Origin of the sequence: Myroides sp. (assembly GCF_032073645.1) — a bacterium.
In the GTDB taxonomy this organism is placed as follows: Bacteria; Bacteroidota; Bacteroidia; order Flavobacteriales; family Flavobacteriaceae; genus Flavobacterium; species Flavobacterium odoratimimum.
Window position 1 is genome coordinate 66,172 of sequence record NZ_DAMANB010000008.1, and the last position, 17,817, is coordinate 83,988.

Sequence of the window (17,817 nt, forward strand, 5' to 3'; positions counted from 1 at the left end):
ATTCTGTTTTTGTCTTTTGAATAGTACTTTGTCTAGTTTAAAGGTTTTACATACATCCCTTCAGTAAGTTTATCAAAACCAGTTTTGATAATTCTATCTCCGATTTGTAATCCTTCAGATACGATAAAGTTATTTCCTGACACTCCATTTAATTCGATAGACTGTAATTTTACTTTGTCTTCTTTATCTAAGATATAAACAAAAGTCTTGTCTTGTATAGAAGTAGTTACTTCTTGTGGAATAAGAATAACACGAGGGTTTGTTTCTTTTAGTTTGATCGTTCCTGTATTACCTGATCTCATCACGTCTTTAGAGTTTGGGAATGATGCTCTTAAAGAAATAGAACCTGTTGTTCTGTTTACTTGTCCATTGATCATATCTACTTTACCTTTCTCAGGGTATTCGTGTCCATCTGCTAAGATTAGGGAAACGTCTGGTAAGTAATGACCGTTGCTGATACTAGCTGTATCTGTTTTCTTATTGTCTTTGCTGAAGTATAAGAAGTCAGACTCACTCATTCCGAAGTACACATATACCTCACTCACGTCTGATAGTACAGTTAGAGGTTCTTTATCTCCTTTAGATACTAAGTTACCGATACGCTTAGGCATACGTCCGATGTATCCACTTACAGGTGCTTTTATAATAGTGTAGTCAAGACTAATCTTAGCACTATTAACAGCAGCAGTAGCTTTAGCCAAAGAAGCTTTCGCGATATCGTAGTTAGACTTTGCTGTTTCTAATTGTACCTGAGCGATAACCTCATTATCGATAAGAGGCTTTAGACGGTCTATTTCTAGTTTTGCGTTTTTAAGTTTTGCTTTCTCTACATTTTCAGTAGCGATCATATTGTTTAAAACTTCTTGGTAAGGTAGTGGGTCTATTTGGAATAAAGGTTGCCCTTCTTTTACGAAAGCACCTTCATCTACGAAAATCTTCTCCAGTATACCTTCTACTTGAGGTCTGATTTCTACGTTTACTTTTCCCTCTATATTTCCTATATAATCTTTGATTGTAATTGCAGTTGTTGTATCTACTTTTATGATAGGTAAGGCTAAAGCATTTTCTTTAGGATCTAGTGTTTTAGATGAACCTATATTGCAGCTGTTAATTCCTATCAATGTACCAAACATAATCAACGCTGAAAATGCTACTAAAACTGTTTTTCTACTTGTAATCATAATTCTTTAAATACTATTTGTTGTTGTAGGTGAGAGTCTATCTCCACAGTAACCTTACTCAATACTAATGCCAAAACGACTTTATTTGTAATCAAAAACTAATTTAATAAATATAAATGTTTGATTTGTAGGTTTTTGTATTTGTTTTGTGTTATTGAGTAATAGTCATTATTGTTTAAATTTAACTAATCTTATTTATAAAAGTTGTTGCTTTTTGTGGTATCGCTCCACATATTGGCAAAGATAATGTTTTTAGAATAGTAAGAAATGATTGAATTTATTAGGTAAATATTAATTAATACTCATAAATTATGTTAACAAAGGTGTTTGGGAGCGCTGTATTTGGGATTGAAGCTACAACTATCACAGTAGAGGTACACATAGATGGAGGAGTAGGATATCACTTAGTAGGGCTACCTGATAATGCGATAAAAGAGAGCAGCTATAGGATAGCCGCAGCATTGAAGAATAACAGTTATAAGTTTCCAGGGAGGAAGATAACAATCAACTTAGCACCTGCTAATTTGCGTAAGGAAGGTTCTGCTTATGACCTAGTGATTGCTATTGGTATTTTGGCAGCTTCTAACCAGATGTCATTACAAGAAGAGTTGTCGGATTATATTATTATGGGAGAGCTATCCTTAGATGGTACTGTACAGTGTATTAATGGAGCACTCCCTATCGCTATAAAGGCAAAAGAAGAAGGGTATAAAGGAATTATAATTCCAAAAGAGAATGAGAAGGAAGCCGCTATAGTAGAAGGATTAGAGGTATATGGTGTCAGTAATATAAAAGAAGTGATAGACTTCTTAGAGGGAAAGGGGGAGTTAGTACCAGTGGAGTTAGACTTCGCTAAGATGTTTAGTGAAGAGTCTGAGCATCACCTAGAGATAGACTTTAAGGATGTGAAGGGACAAGAGAGTATCAAGAGAGCGATGGAGATAGCTGCAGCTGGTGGGCATAATATCATCTTAATAGGTCCTCCAGGTTCTGGAAAGACAATGCTCGCCAAAAGACTACCAAGTATACTGCCTCCGATGACACTAGAAGAAGCATTAGAGACAACTAAAATTCACAGTGTAGTAGGAAAGGCAAAAGACTGTGGGCTGATGAGGTCTAGGCCCTTTAGAAGTCCTCACCACACTGCGTCATCTGTTTCTCTAGTAGGAGGGGGAAGTTATCCACAACCTGGTGAGATATCTCTGGCGCATAATGGGGTACTGTTTTTAGATGAGTTGCCTGAGTTTAAAAGAGAGGTATTAGAAGTGATGAGACAACCACTAGAAGATAGGGAGGTGACTATCTCACGGGCAAAGTTTACAATAACGTATCCTTCCTCATTTATGCTAGTGGCAAGTATGAATCCGAGTCCGAGTGGCTATTTTAATGATCCTAGTGCGCCTGTCAAGTCTACACCACTAGAGATGCAACGGTACTTGAGCAAGGTATCTGGTCCTCTGCTAGACCGAATAGATATACATATAGAAGTAAATCCTGTACCTTTTGAAAAATTGTCAGATAAACAATTGTCAGAACCAAGCCAAGATATCAGAGAGCGAGTAGTAGTGGCAAGAGAAGTACAATCAGATAGATTTAAATCTCATAAAGGAGTTCATTATAATGCGCAGATGTCTACTGCTCTGCTAAGGAAGTACTGTGCCCTACAAGAAGATTCGCTAAACTTATTAAAAACCGCTATGGATAAGCTAAACTTATCAGCCAGAGCCTATGATAGGATATTAAAAGTATCTCGCACAATAGCTGATTTAGATGGTTCAGAAAATATAAAGCCCCAGCACATAGCTGAGGCAATACAATATCGTAGTCTAGATAGAGAGGGATGGCTAGGTTAGCGCTGTTTATTCTCTTCTAGATTATATCCTATGACTTGTTTATACAACACAAAGTATACTGCGAATAAATAAGGTAAGACAAATAAAATACCAATAACAAAGAATAGTAAACCACTAATCAAAAAGAAGTAGTTCAATATTATCGTTAGGATGATAGGGATAGGTTGTTTATTCACAACCATGATACTATTCTTTATTGCTGCAATAGGCTTTAGGTGCCCAAATATAATTAAGGGAATAGTGAATATGGTCAAAGTACTAATGATCCAGTTAATAGCCATAGAAACCATTTCAAGGTTTTGTAACTTTAAAGGAATAGTAATCGCCATAAAGACAAGTGATATCAATAAATGAGATATAAAGATATAAAGCCCTTTTATATTAAAGAAGTACTTAAATGCATTAAAGAAAGAAGGAACTTCATTTAAGTGTACTTGTGCATTTAATTTATAAAAACCACCTATAAGTATGCTTCCTAGAGCGCTAAATATAGCAAATGATACAAGATAGTAATAGAAAAAAGGTGGTTCTGTTAGCTGTCTAGTCATTTCCTGAATTTGTTCTTGTAGAACATCTTGATTAGGGTCTAAGGTGACGAATTGACTTAATATCAGAGAACCTAGTAGTGTCGCAGCAAAAAAGGTAAGTAATAAAGTTGTAATTACTAGTAAGAAGGTCTTTCTGTAGTAATTAAACGCTTCACTCATTACCTGAAATGGAGCTAGTGCAAAACTATTCTGTTTAATATTGTCTAGTATATCTTTTAAGTTTGTCATAAGGTTAGGCTCTTAAGAAGAGTCTTTTTAATTGTCTATAAATATTAGTTTGTTTGTGGTAGGAAGATGTGAATCTATCGGATAAAGTCAAAAGTATTTCCTTGCTTGATATCCGCAGTCTCGAATCCTTTCATAAACCACTCTTTTCTTTGTTTCGAACTTCCATGCGTGAACGAGTCAGGATTTACTTGACCTGTTACTCTTTTTTGTATTGCGTCATCTCCTACAGCTTGTGCAGCACTTAAGGCAATATCAATATCTTTAGCATCTAAGTACTTTTGATTATACTTAGCCCATACACCAGCGTAGAAGTCTGCTTGTAGTTCTAAACCTACTGATAGCTTATTCGCTTCTTTCTTACTCATACTTTGTTGAGCTTGGTGTACTTTACTATTAGTACCTAATAGAGTCTGTACGTGGTGACCTACTTCATGGGCGATAACATAAGCGATAGCAAAGTTACCTCTATCTGCTCCAAAACGAGTGTGTAGTTCTTCAAAGAATCTTAAGTCCATATACACTGTTTCGTCAGCAGGGCAATAAAAAGGGCCTACCTCAGCAGTAGCACTACCACATTGTGTGTTCACTTTATCATCGAATAGCTCCATCTTAGGCTCGCGGTATTGCATTCCATTTTCTTTGAATATCTTGTGCCATACATCTTCAGTGTCTGCAAACATCACAGCTACCATCTTACCCATCTCTACTTCTTCTTGTGATAGGTTTCTAGTTTCTACTTGTTCTGTTTGTTGACCTTCACCCATTTGTTCTAATACAGGAGCTATTTGTTTACCTGTTTCTCCTCCAAATAGGTATAGCAACATCGCTATAATACCAATTAAACCACCTCCGATAGCTGTTTTCCCAGCTGAAGATTTACCTCTATTGTCAGTAACATTTTTACTTTCTCGTCTACCTTCCCATTTCATAATGAAAAATTTTTATTGCAAAAATAGGAAAAATAGAGGAGTATAGGTCAATATGTGAGAATATTGCTAGTAGAACGAATGTTTTAAAATAAAACATCCCTTTCTAAAACAACTAGAAAGGGATGATCTTTATGAAGTCTTCTTTACTTTTGTAAAATAAAGGTTATAGAAATTTGCGTCACTAAACAAAATTTATAATCTCACGTACCTAGTACTTTACAAAGTTAGAATAGAGTGAGACATAGGGTCATATTTATCATGGAACATAAAGCGGAGATTTTGTGAATGATGCTGTTTATCTATTCATTAAAAGTCACTCTTTGAATATCTGATGAAATACTTCTTTTTACATAGAAATATAATGTGCCTATACCTCCTTTTATCAAATAAGTCAAAAGTAATAAAGTTAGATTTACACTTTACCAAGTTTAAAAAGAAACTTTAAACTAGTTAATAGGCATAGCAAATATAAAATTTTCTCCATTATTACCAACATCCGCAGGTATAGACTCACTTGTTTCATCAACTCCTGCAAACCATGTCCATAACGTAACCTCATCGGCAGTAACCTCTACTGGTATTACACCTGTTAACATAGAAAAACCTCCGTATGTAGCTATAGAAGGAGATAACCATCCCGAAATATAAATACTAGTACTTATAAATTTAAACCCTGTTTTCGTATTAGAAGTATTACTACTACTTAGAGTTATTCTCACCCATTTATTTTTAGTAGTTGATGCAGAAGTATTACTTCTTAACAGTTGCCCGATATTAATAATCCATTTTCCTCGTGTTAAATTAATAGAAGCACCTAATAACACATGTGAAGCAACTGATTTTGTTGTAGTATTAGGTTCTCCTAATATTGTAGGTCTTATAGATGCAGGAGACTGCCACGTTCCTACACCATTTTCATTACTCATTAAAACCTTTGATTCACCTTGTGTACCATCAGCTATTCTAATAGCACCTCTTGTGTCACTCAAAATATCCAATTTAAAATTTGGATTAATAGTTCCTACCCCTATTTTTCCTTCTTCATCTAAAACTACATCATTTTTTATTTGTTCAGCATTCGGTTTTTCAAATAAAGGGTTGTCTTTTTTTCCATCAATGTGTAATGGTTGTAATGGTAATGAAGTATTTACTCCTAGTTGGGAATAAGCGACTTTAAATACAAACATACATAGGATAAAACATATTTTCTTCATGATTTTTTTTAAAAATAAATATATAGCTAAAGATGTTAATTTTTATATATTTTGTATAAAAATTAACAAAAAACAATTACTGCTGAATATTTTTTTCTTTATTAGCTACTTTAACTATACTAAATTGTTTTTAGTGAGTAGATTTAGTTTTAATCATCTTTAAAAAGGTGTTATGGAAAATAGTTTATTTAAATAATAGCGAATACCTGCCCTAATAAACGAAATGGGCAAGATAATGAAGATGATTATTTTGATGAAAAATCATAAAAAAAAGATATGTTATTGAAAGAACCAAGGCTTGGTTAGATAGCTTTCGCTCTTTACTAAATAGATTTGATACCACACTTTCTAGCTGGATGGCATGGAACTTTATAACTTTTATTGTTATAGAACTAAAAATACTTCAGCAAAATAAAAAGTTGAGATGACTTCTAATTATCTTTTATCTTATTAGAATGTATAAGCTAAACTAAGTTTGAATGACAGTGGTGTAGTAGCTCTCCATCCATAGTGTGTGTATCCCCACGCACCAGGGAAGTGACCTACATAATTATATCTATCTGTGATATTATTAACAATTACGTTGAATGCATAGTTGTTCTTTTTATACGATACTCCTCCATCAAGGGTGAAGTAGTCGTCTGGTAAGAACTTTTTAGCTTGTACAGGAGCTTGTGAGCGATCTTTTTGGTATTGGTATCCAAGAGAAAACCCTAAACCTTCGAATGTACCTGATTGAACTCTATAAGTAAGCCATGCATTAGTACTGTGCTTAGCAGTTCCTGGTAATAGTTGTCCTTTCTTAGCTGGATTATTATCTTCAGTTATCTTAGCATCAGTATACGCATAGTTCATTGTCAAGGTCAAACCATCTGTAATTTGTCCATTTAAGTCAAATTCTACTCCTTTAGACGTAGCCTTCCCACTCTGTACCATAATTTGGTTATTAGCAGAGGCATCACGTGGGGTAAGGATATTTGTTTTATCTACTTGGTAGAAAGCTAATGAAGTGAATAGTTTTTTCTCAAACCATGTCTTCTTTAATCCAAATTCTTTATTGGTTCCTTTAGAAGGATCAGCTGTTTTGTTGTTTTCTAATTGACCAACTTGTTCTTGGAAGCTCTGATCATATAAGGCATAAGCTGAGAATGATGGAGAGATATTATACGTGATACTAAAACGAGGAGTATACGCTTGATTCTTTACAACATCTCCTTTAGAAGCACTCGTTGTTTTCTCTGTTGAGGTGTAGCGTACCCCAAGCCCTAATCTAAGTTTCTCATCTAATAGAAGAAATTCGTCTTGTACATATAGAGAGATATAGCTATATTCTTGAATATTACCTGCTGCTCGTTCTCTTAGTGAACGTGAACGGTCATAAGTAGGGATATCTTTTTTAGTAAGCTTACCATACACAGGGTTATATATATTAAACGATGGACCTACTGGAATAGCATTTCCTTTAGTATCAGAAATAACAGACCAATCAGCCATGTGTTCTTTTTGCCCCATATCTAGCCCAAATAACACATTGTTTTTAATCTGATCTGTGATCTTAAATTTGCCATTCATATAGACTTGCCCAACTTTAGCTGAGTTATACGCATCATTTACAGAAAGTGCTCTTTGTACATTGCCTTTATCGTCTATAGAGTTATAGATAGAGTACAGACTTTCTCCTTCCATAGTAGCTTCTACATAACCCAGTTTAGCAGTAAGATTCCAATCAGCACTTAATCTGTGATTAAGGTTAATAAACACATTGTGTTCTTTAATCATGGTAGGATCTATGATAGGGTCAGTGAATGTAAATTTACGAGGTAGTTCTTTAAACTCCTTTTTAGAATAGGCATATTTAGAGAACCCACCTTCGAACTCATTAGAGTTGAATATATACTCAAAGGTAATATTCGTATCATCACTAATATTGTACTTTAAAGAAGGTGCTAATGATAAGTAATTGTTTTTGTTGTACAATTGGAAAGAACTGGCTTTTGTAGCCATCCCATTGATACGGAATAACAGTCTCTCATCCTTTGTTAGCTTAGTATCTACATCTACCTCTGCACGATATAGATTATAGCTACCTAGTATAGTCTTAACCGTAGTTTTGTTACTACCTGTTGGTTTTTTGGTTACGATATTATAGAAACCACCTGGTTGTGTGTTTCCCATCATAAAACCTGCTGGTCCTTTTACAAACTCTACACGTTCTATAAAGGTATTGTCTTCTCTGATAGGGCCAAAGCTTCCTGAGATATCCATACCATTTCTTAGATTACTAGCGCCATAACCACGTACATATATACCTGCACTAGCTTGCTCTTGATGTAATACAGATCTTACACCGCTCACATTCTGAGCAATAGCATCACTCATCGTCATACTAATCTGATCATCCATTAACCCTTTATCTATCACTTGGATGTTTTGTGGTACATCTAATAGGTTAGCTGCTGTTCGCAAAGAAGAAGAAGAACGAATGTTTTTATTTGTATTAATGACTACTGCATCTAAGGTTTCATTGTTGTCATCAAATAGCATGAAATCTTTTATGACAGTTTGATTTGCAGGTATAACGATACTGTCTTTTGTAATGCTATTTTTATACTGAAGAGTAATAAGGTATTTACCTGATTCGATATTTTCTAGTAAGTAGTATCCGTTATTATCTGAAACAGTTTTAAATAAGTTGTTATTTAAAGTAATTGTAGTTCCTACCAATTTTTCTTGAGTATGGCTCACAACAGTTCCTTTGATATTCCCCTTTTCTTGGGCATAGGTACTTATATTGATCAAAAGTAGACCAGTAAGTATGAATTTATGACTTGTGTTGATTAAAAAGAATCTTTTCATCTGATACTTAATTTAGATTGAATAAATTTGAATGCGGAAACAAAAGTATATTCTATATCATGGAATGACTTAGCCAAAAGGGAATAAAAATTAGCAGTTTAGTAATCAATAGGTGGTTTTATGAGTAAAGGTGATCAAATCGTTGAGTTTTTTGAGTTAGAGAATATGGTAACTAATGAGATGTATCAGAGTAAAAAGGAATTAGTAAATGATTCTGGGAGTTTCGTGACTTATCATATCTTTGATTCTGCTGATATTATTATTAGACAGTATTATCTGAAGTATACACAAGATTATGCCCTGCACTATGTTTTTGAAGAAATAGAGTATGTAGAGCTAAGTTTCTTTTTTGGGAAGCATATCGTCAGAGATGTCATTAATGGGACACCTAATAAGTACTTGCCTTTTCACTGCTATTTGACTTATCTGAGTACAGGATCTGTAGCAGATGTCATATTCGAAAAAGATGCTGTATATGAGCATTTAGATATCTACTTACCTTTAGAGTTCTTTAATGAATGGGGACAACAAGATGAGGCTATAGCGAAGTTTACTACTGCGATAAAGAATGACCAGACCTCTAGGTTAATTAAGGATATAAAACTGACGCAAGAGCTTTTAGTACTGTTAAATGAAATTAAAACATGTAGTTATAAAGGAATAGCTAAAGATATGTATGTCAAAGGGAAGGTACTAGAGGTAATATCTGTATTGTTACATGAGAAAGAGGTTGGGGTAGAGGAGTGCTCTAAGTTACAGCTTGGGGTAAAGCTGACACCAGAAGATGAACTAATACTATCTAATATAAAAGAATTTATAGACCTTAATTACCGAGAGTTTTATACTACAGAAGAACTGTCTAAACTGTTTTTTATCAATGAGTATAAACTAAAGAGAGGCTTTAAGCATCTGTATAATCTAGGACTATTCGAATATGCTCAACATAGACGTATGAATATCGCTATACAGAAGTTAGAAGAAGCTCATCATACCATTGCAGAGATAGCTTTTGACTTAGGATATTCTTCTTCTGTTGCCTTTTCTAAAGCGTTTAAGAAACACTTCGGATACCCTCCTAAACGATTTCACCTGACTTAGTAAGATTTAAATAAAAAAGACGGAATACTTTAGATAAAGTATTCCGTCTTTTTATATTATAAACGAAACTGTGGATTATGCCATAGTAGTGAAAACGTTTTGTACGTCGTCATCTTCTTCGATTTTTTCTAATAATTTTTCTACGTCAGCTATTTCTTCTTCAGAAAGCTCTTTCGTTACTTGTGGTATTCTATCGAATCCAGAAGACAAGATCTCAATTCCTCTACCTTCTAATTCTTTTTGGATAGATCCGAAGCTTTCAAAAGGAGCGTAAATCATTACACCATCTTCATCTTCAAAGATTTCATCGATACCAAAATCAATTAATTCTAATTCGAACTCTTCTAGATCTCTACCTTCTTCAGCAGGGATTCTGAAGTTACATGTATGGTCGAACATAAACTCAACAGACCCTTGTGTACCTAAAGTACCGTTGCATTTATTGAAGTAACTTCTAATGTTGGCAACAGTTCTATTGTTATTATCTGTAGCACATTCGATTAAGAAAGCGATACCATGAGGTCCGTATCCTTCGAATATTACTTCTTTATAGTTTTCAGTATCTTTATCAGTAGCACGTTTAATGGCACGCTCTACGTTATCTTTAGGCATATTCGCTGCCTTAGCATTTTGTATTACGGCACGAAGGCGAGCATTAGCCTCGGGATTAGGTCCACCTTCTTTTACAGCCATTACGATATCCTTACCAATTCTTGTAAACGTTTTTGCCATAGCAGACCAACGTTTTAGCTTACGTCCTTTTCTAAATTCAAACGCTCTTCCCATAATAATTTGTTACTTAATTTTATAATTGCAAAAATAACTCATTATTCAAATATATCATAAAAAAAAAGGAAGCTTATTTTTAAGCTTCCTATTCTTTTGCCTTATTTTTTATAAAAAGGTGTTTTTACCACTTTTGCTTCAACATCATTCTTACGAATACGGATGAATATTTGGCTTCCTTCAGCAGCTAGTGCTACAGGTACATATCCCATACCGATTCCTTTACCTAATGAAGGAGATTGAGTACCAGAAGTCACTTTTCCGATTACGTTACCTTCAGCATCTACGATTTCGTAGTCATGTCTAGGAATACCTTTACCTACTAGTTCGAAACCAATCAATCTATTTTTGATACCTGCTTCTTTTTCAGCTTTTAAATTATCAGAGTTGATGAAGTCTTTTGTGAACTTCGTTACCCATCCTAATCCTGCTTCTAATGGAGAGATCTCATCGTTTAGCTCATTTCCATATAGGCAATATCCCATCTCTAGACGTAATGTATCACGCGCAGCTAATCCGATAGGTTTGATCCCCCAGTTAGCACCAGCTTCAAATACTTTATTCCAAAGAGCTTCTACATCTTCATTTTTTACATATACTTCAAAACCACCTGAACCTGTGTATCCAGTAGCAGAGATCACTACATCTTTTACTCCAGCGAAAGTATCAATCACAAAGTTGTAGAATTTGATATCCGCTAAGTTAACGTCAGTTAAGCTTTGCATAGACTCAATAGCCTTAGGTCCTTGTATCGCTAAGATAGAGTAGCCATCAGATAGATTCTCTAAGGTAGCATTCATATCATTATGAGAACTTACCCAGTTCCAATCTTTTTCAATATTTGACGCATTTACTACCATCAAATATTCATTTTCATTCACTCTATAAGTAATAATATCGTCTATAACTCCTCCAGTAGTATTAGGGAAGTAGCAGTATTGAGCTTTACCATCTACTAATACAGAAGCATCATTAGAAGTAACTTTTTGGATTAATGCCAAAGCATTTGGTCCAGAAATTTTGAAGATTCCCATATGAGATACGTCAAAAACACCAACACCGTTTCTAACTGTTTCGTGTTCAATGTTTACTCCTTCATATTGTACAGGCATATTAAATCCTGCAAATGGAACCATCTTCGCTCCTAAAGCTTCATGGATATGGTTTAAAGTTACTTGTTTCATTGTGTTGTTAATGATTTAATTATAATTAGGTGCTAAAGTAAGTTTTTTTTACCTCAAATAAAAGTGCTTTTGTATGGAGATTGTTGTGTTAGTATGAATTAATTATATTATTGATATTAACTACTTTGTTTTATTATAGATAATTCTTTGTTATTGATTTTTAAATGATTATAGTTTTTATTATCTTAGAGTAATCTAATTTATAAAGAATTAAAGTATGGAAAGGGCAATTAAAATATTAATAGCACTTTTATTGATCTTAAGTGCATTTACTTCTTCATCAGATTTTGATCTTTTAGTGGGATTTATCGTTATGGTTGGTTTAGGAATATTAGCCTATAACTCTCATATCAATAAGAAAGTTATCGAAATGGCAATGTATATTCTTATTATTGGAATATTCCAGCCCTTTTATGCTATCCCTATAGAGCATATATGGTGGGTTATAATAGAATTAGTAGTAGCAGCATATTTAGTTCTATCTGCTATATTTGTTAAGTCTAAAGCAGTAGCGCAAGATTAGTCTTATCCCTTTTTTGAAGATGAGCTAAAACAAAAAGCTTATCACAACACCAGTTGTGATAAGCTTTTTGTTTTTAAGAGCCCTGTTTTGGCTGTAGAAATGAACGGCATGTACTAAAAGTAATGTCAATTTAAATTTTAATGAATAAAATTATGTTTTATTGAAAAAGATATATGTAGTTGATTATAAGAGTTTTTAAATGTTATTTTATTGATTGATTTTCTGTTTTTATATTAATTTATTACGTCTAGTTCTTTTAAATGTTAATATTTGCTTTTTTTTTGTATATTAGCACTGTTAAACTTTGAAGATATTTAAGAACATCTAATTACTTTAATAAAAAACAGAGTGGGGACTTGTTTTTTTTTATATAGATGATTCTGATTAGGCCATTCTTTGGGATGGCCTTTTTTTTAGGTTTAATAAGCTAAAAATTGGTATTTGTGTTTGCAATTTTAGTTTTTAAGGTGAGTAAAAAGCCTGGGTAGATCACCCTGGCTTTTTTGTTTCTATACCTGTTGTCTTAAATTAAAAACATAAAAAAAAACCAGAGCTATGGTGATCGCTCTGGTTAAAAAAATGAAAGGTATTATAAAAAAAATGATGATTAAAGTTTAAGATTCTTTAGTCGTAACGAGTTTGTAATAACTGATACAGAACTAAAGCTCATCGCTACAGCTGCAATCATAGGTGATAATACTATTCCGAAGATCGGATATAGCACACCTGCAGCGATAGGAATACCTACACTATTATAAACGAAGGCAAAGAATAGGTTCTGTTTAATATTCTTCATTACTCCATGACTTAGGCTAATAGCCTTCGGTATACCTGCCAAATCTCCTTGTAGTAAGGTTACTTCTGCACTTTCGATAGCGACATCAGTTCCAGTACCCATAGAGATACCTACATTAGCTTGGGCTAGAGCAGGAGCATCATTAATACCATCACCTGCCATGGCTACTATCTTTCCTTGTTCTTGTAGTTTCTTTATTTCGTTTAACTTATCTTCTGGCATAGCCTCAGCTAAGAAGTGTTTAATATTTAATTCTGTAGCCACAGCCTGTGCTGTCTTAGGGTTATCACCAGTGATCATAATCACTTCGATTCCTTTATTTTGAAGATCTTTTACAGCTTGTTTACTCGATTCTTTTATTTTATCGAATAATACAGCATATCCTATGACTGTATTGTTATCAGCTATATAAGATACAGTTTTTCCTTGGCTTTGTTCTTTTTCTACTTGTTGTACTAAGCTATCAGTTAGTGATGCTTGTACTACATCCATAAGTGCTTTATTCCCTAGAGAAATACGTTTTTTATCTACTAGACCTTGTATTCCTTTTCCTGTGATATTGTTAAACATCTTTACAGGGGTTAGGCTTAGACCGTCTTCTTTCGCTTTTTTAGTAAAAGAAGTCGCTAATGCGTGCTCACTATTTTGGTTAAGCGAGGCAGTTAGCACTAGTAAATCTTCTGCTGTGTAGTCTGGAGATATACGCACGATTTTCTCTACAGATGGCTTACCTTCTGTCAGTGTACCCGTCTTATCTGTGATTAATACATTTACTTTATTGGCTGTTTCTAGTGCTTCAGCATTTTTAATCAAGATACCATTCTGTGCCCCTTTACCTATTCCTACCATGATAGACATCGGAGTCGCTAGTCCTAAGGCACAAGGACACGCAATGATTAATACTGCTAATGCATTAACGAATGCATAAGCTAATCTTGGTTCAGGCCCTAATGTCTTCCATAGAATAAAAGTAGCTATGGCGATAATCACTACGATAGGTACGAAGTACTTCGCTACTTGATCTGCTAGTTTTTGGATAGGCGCTCTAGATCTACTGGCATTATTCACCATCTCAATGATTTGAGAAAGCAATGTTTCGTCACCAACCTTCTCAGCCATCATGATGAACGAACTATTTCCATTAATGGTACCTGATACTACTTTATCACCTTTTACTTTGTGTACTGGGATAGGTTCTCCAGTGATCATAGATTCATCTATACTAGATTCTCCTTCTATGATTTCGCCATCTACAGGTATCTTCTCTCCTGGTTTTACACGCAGGTGATTTCCTTTGACAATTTTGTCTATTTGTATTATTTCTTCTCCATTTTCAGTAACCAAAGTTGCTTCTGTAGGAGATAGTTTTAGTAATTCTTTTATAGCGGTATTGGTACGACTATGCGCTTTTGCTTCCATTACTTGTCCTACTAATACCAGTGTAAGAATCACGGCTACAGATTCAAAGTAAAGGTGAATACCATGCTCTCCTTTAAAATCATCAGGGAAAAGATCAGGGAAAAATAAGGCTACAACACTAAAGATTAACCCAGCAGCAGATCCTAAACCGATTAAACTAAACATATTCAGATTCCATGTCTTAAATGAAGTCCATGCTCTACTAAAGAACATCCAACATACATAGACTACAGGAATAGTGAATAATAACTGTATATAGTTATTCCATTCATGTGGTACAACTTTTCCGATAGGATCCCCAGGTATCATAGACCCCATGGCTAGTATAAATACTGGAATAGTGAAGGCTACCGAGATACGCAGTTTCTTCAGCATATCTGTATATGTAGTATCTTCTTGTTCTACTAGTATGGTCTTAGGCACTAAGTTCATCCCACATTTAGGACAATTCCCCGGTTTGTCATAGGTCTTGTCTCCCTCACATAGCATCGGACAGTAGTAGACTGTCTTCTCTACTTTAGGTGCAGGGATTTGTTCTAAGTTCATCCCACATACAGGACAGCCTACATTGGTATCATATACTTTATCCCCCTCGCATAGCATCGGACAGAAGTATTTACCCGCTTTATCTTCCATTCCCTTAGGAAGTTCTTGTTGGTACATATCTTCTTCTGATACTTCTACAGCTGGTAGAATCTCTTGCGTACCATCTTCATGAGTTACTATTTCTTGTAGTATATAGTTTCCTTTTTTAAGTAATTCTTTCTGAAGTGTTAAGGTATCTATATCATGATGAGACTCTATATTGGCTTGCTCTTGTTCTAAAGAAACTTCGGCCGTTACACCGTGTATTTCATTTAGGGTATCTTCTATCTTGGTTCTACAGCCATTACAGCTCATACCACTTACTTTATATTCTTTTTTCATTTGTACAATAATTCTTTTTGTGCAGATACAAAGTACGAATAAAAAGACAGATATAGTGTTATACAATTTTGAAGAAGGGTTATACAGTTTTGTATTAATGTAGAGTGAATTTGTTTTTATTGATTAGTTTATGTGGGTTTGTTATCGTTTTTTTAGAGTAATTTCTGCTATATGTTGCAATGACCGAATCTTTATGGGGTTATGATAGCATAGTGGTCGCATAGTTTTAGCCCTTTTTTATGCGACCATTATGCCATCACTATGCGATCACTATGCGACCACTGCTGTAAAAACGGTTTCGTCCTAATATAGCTGTACAGTTATTGTTTATAATCCTGCTTTTAACTGTACACTTGTTTTTAGTGATTATCAGATTGTTTTGCGGGTTTAGTATTTATTATAACAAGAAGAAATAAGAGAACGTGGTTATTTTTTGTACTTTAGATTTTCAATATAAGATAGAATGATAAGACTTAGTTTAGGATTGTTTATAGTAGGGATAACCCTGATGGGATGTAAGGAGAATAGACAACAAGAAGTCAGTAATACAACTGCAGAGTCTCAAGAGAAAGTGGTTGTAAATAAGAAGAAGTTTATAGAAGGGGCTCTAGTGTATAAGATGTCATTAAGTGATTCTCTTCTCAATCAGTTTATCGTACACATTAGTCATGATCCATTGTACAGTAAAGAATTAGCTAATAAGTACCTAGCTGAGCTATCTGTAGAAGATAGAGATAGAGTGAAGCAGTTTCTGACAGAGAATCCTCAGATATTAAAAGAATACGGTAGATTGCCTTTTATAAAGAATAATGTATATGTAGCAGGGTATGAAGTCGTGTATAAGGCAGAAGGAGCTACTTACCTTCTAGAGAATAAGTGGAATGATATACTAGATGAAGGATTTGTATATGCGACCTCGACGATAGTTCCTAATACAGCATTAAACTTCTCTTACCAAAAAGACTTTTTAGAAAAAGAACACTGGCATACTCATATTACCTTAGATGATTATACTCGTGTGACGTCTGATGAGGTAAGTATGGTAGCAGGGTATGAAGTAGAGAAAATAATCTATACTCTAAAGAAAAATAGCAAAAAGAACAATTTGCCTAAATCTCTAATAGTTTATACCAGTATACTCTTTAATCCTGTTATCAATAAAGTACAGCCTTATTGTCTAAATGAAGAAGGAGGAATCCTAAAATTAGAAGTAGAGATGCCTAGTGTACCTCAAAGTATGAATATGGTGTATGAAGCTGAAATGATCGTAGGGAGAAAGCTGTTAGAACAAGAGACAGCCATAGTAGCTACTAAAGCATTCTATGGGACTAAAACAAATGATGACTTAGCTAAGTTAAAAGAAAGATTATCTAAGATTTTTGTGGTACCGAGTATATAGAATAAGAGATGAAACAAACAATAAGTATATATGAAACCAATTATCCAACCAGTTGAACTATTGTCTTTAAGAGAACAAGGAAGTAGTTATATATTAATAGATGCTACGAATAGTAAGGTGGCTAGAGCTGAGTATGAGAAAGAACACTTAGACGGAGCTTTATTTGTAGATGGAAATACACAGCTAGCCCATATAGGAGAAGATGCGTCAAAAGGAGGGAGACATCCATTGCCTTCTGTAGCACAATTTGCTCACAGCTTGAAGTCTTTAGGTATTACTCCAGATAGTCATGTGATTATTTATGACACAGTATTCGGAGGTAATTCTGCTGCTCGATTTTGGTGGATGCTGACAGCTGTAGGTCATCAGAAAGTACAAGTGCTAAGTGGTGGAATGAGTGCTGCGCAGCATGTAGGTTTTCCAAGCAATAATAATGTGGTCAAAGCAAGTGAAGTAGGAGTGTACCCTGTAACGGAGTGGCAACTACCACTAGCTGATATTCATGAAATAGAGACGAATGTAGGGCGAGAGGATTATGTAGTGATCGATGTACGTGAGGCAAATCGATATAAAGGGATAACAGAACCTATTGACACAGTGGCAGGGCATATACCAGGAGCTATCAATGTTCCGTTTATGTCTAATCTAGATGAGAAGGGGATGTTCTTGACAGAAGAACAGTTAAGAGAGAAGTACACTGCTATTCTACAAGATTATCCGTTAGAGAATAGAGCAGTACACTGTGGCTCTGGTATTACAGCATGTCACACTCTATTAGCCATCACAGCAGCTGGTATCCCGACGCCTAAGCTATATGTGGGCTCGTGGAGTGAATGGTCTAGAAGTAATAAACCTATTGCAACAGAAGCGTAAATA

13 protein-coding genes and 1 pseudogene are annotated in these 17,817 nt (G+C 34.6%); 6 read left to right on the forward strand and 8 right to left on the reverse strand.

What is annotated here, in order from left to right; all coding sequences use genetic code 11:
• Window positions 1-32: 32 nt before the first annotated feature.
• Window positions 33-1,181, reverse strand: coding sequence for an efflux RND transporter periplasmic adaptor subunit (locus RT228_RS07960; protein ID WP_006256783.1), 1,149 nt, complete (start codon window positions 1,179-1,181; stop codon window positions 33-35).
• Window positions 1,182-1,492: 311 nt separating this feature from the next.
• Here RT228_RS07960 and RT228_RS07965 point away from each other — a divergent pair, with 311 nt between their 5' ends.
• Window positions 1,493-3,034: a YifB family Mg chelatase-like AAA ATPase gene (locus tag RT228_RS07965; RefSeq protein WP_006263127.1), complete on the forward strand. Its 1,542-nt coding sequence runs from the start codon at window positions 1,493-1,495 to the stop codon at window positions 3,032-3,034.
• Here RT228_RS07965 and RT228_RS07970 read toward each other — a convergent pair.
• The 3 genes from RT228_RS07970 to RT228_RS07980 form a co-directional block, all read right to left on the reverse strand.
• Window positions 3,031-3,810, reverse strand: a complete 780-nt coding sequence (locus RT228_RS07970; RefSeq protein WP_006256780.1) for a hypothetical protein — start codon at window positions 3,808-3,810, stop codon at window positions 3,031-3,033. The two genes, RT228_RS07965 and RT228_RS07970, sit on opposite strands and share 4 nt — an antisense overlap.
• 74 nt (window positions 3,811-3,884) lie before the next feature.
• A complete protein-coding gene (locus RT228_RS07975; protein WP_006263128.1) occupies window positions 3,885-4,739 on the reverse strand; it encodes a neutral zinc metallopeptidase in 855 nt (284 codons plus the stop codon).
• A gap of 446 nt (window positions 4,740-5,185) precedes the next feature.
• Complete coding sequence (locus RT228_RS07980) at window positions 5,186-5,953, reverse strand: hypothetical protein (protein ID WP_006256778.1); 768 nt, start codon at window positions 5,951-5,953, stop codon at window positions 5,186-5,188.
• 192 nt (window positions 5,954-6,145) lie between these two features.
• On the opposite strand from RT228_RS07980, the pseudogene RT228_RS07985 reads away from it, so the two are divergent.
• Window positions 6,146-6,381, forward strand: a pseudogene (locus RT228_RS07985) (IS5/IS1182 family transposase); the annotation flags it as partial.
• Window positions 6,382-6,403: 22 nt separating this feature from the next.
• Here the strand turns inward: RT228_RS07985 and RT228_RS07990 are convergent.
• Window positions 6,404-8,809: a TonB-dependent receptor gene (locus RT228_RS07990; RefSeq protein WP_058699436.1), complete on the reverse strand. Its 2,406-nt coding sequence runs from the start codon at window positions 8,807-8,809 to the stop codon at window positions 6,404-6,406.
• Between the two features lie 120 nt (window positions 8,810-8,929).
• On the opposite strand from RT228_RS07990, the gene RT228_RS07995 reads away from it, so the two are divergent.
• Window positions 8,930-9,907 carry a helix-turn-helix domain-containing protein gene (locus RT228_RS07995; RefSeq protein ID WP_006260803.1) on the forward strand — a complete coding sequence of 326 codons (978 nt, stop codon included), beginning with the start codon at window positions 8,930-8,932 and terminating at the stop codon, window positions 9,905-9,907.
• Window positions 9,908-9,982: 75 nt separating this feature from the next.
• On the opposite strand, the gene RT228_RS08000 is transcribed toward RT228_RS07995, so the two are convergent.
• Window positions 9,983-10,693, reverse strand: a complete 711-nt coding sequence (locus RT228_RS08000) for a YebC/PmpR family DNA-binding transcriptional regulator (protein WP_006256775.1) — start codon at window positions 10,691-10,693, stop codon at window positions 9,983-9,985.
• Between the two features lie 101 nt (window positions 10,694-10,794).
• Window positions 10,795-11,877 carry a glycine cleavage system aminomethyltransferase GcvT gene (gene gcvT, locus RT228_RS08005; RefSeq protein ID WP_006260805.1) on the reverse strand — a complete coding sequence of 361 codons (1,083 nt, stop codon included), beginning with the start codon at window positions 11,875-11,877 and terminating at the stop codon, window positions 10,795-10,797.
• Window positions 11,878-12,094: 217 nt separating this feature from the next.
• Between gcvT and RT228_RS08010 the strand changes: the two genes are divergently transcribed.
• Complete coding sequence (locus RT228_RS08010) at window positions 12,095-12,400, forward strand: DUF6804 family protein (protein ID WP_006256773.1); 306 nt, start codon at window positions 12,095-12,097, stop codon at window positions 12,398-12,400.
• 607 nt (window positions 12,401-13,007) lie between these two features.
• Here the strand turns inward: RT228_RS08010 and RT228_RS08015 are convergent.
• The gene (locus RT228_RS08015) at window positions 13,008-15,542 is read right to left on the reverse strand and encodes a heavy metal translocating P-type ATPase (protein WP_286401663.1); all 2,535 of its coding nucleotides are present in this window, start codon (window positions 15,540-15,542) and stop codon (window positions 13,008-13,010) included.
• 463 nt (window positions 15,543-16,005) lie between these two features.
• On the opposite strand from RT228_RS08015, the gene RT228_RS08020 reads away from it, so the two are divergent.
• Window positions 16,006-16,941, forward strand: coding sequence for a hypothetical protein (locus RT228_RS08020; RefSeq protein ID WP_006263131.1), 936 nt, complete (start codon window positions 16,006-16,008; stop codon window positions 16,939-16,941).
• A 30-nt stretch (window positions 16,942-16,971) separates the two neighbouring features.
• Window positions 16,972-17,814, forward strand: coding sequence for a sulfurtransferase (locus RT228_RS08025; RefSeq protein ID WP_006260808.1), 843 nt, complete (start codon window positions 16,972-16,974; stop codon window positions 17,812-17,814).
• The last annotated feature ends 3 nt before the right edge of the window (window positions 17,815-17,817 follow it).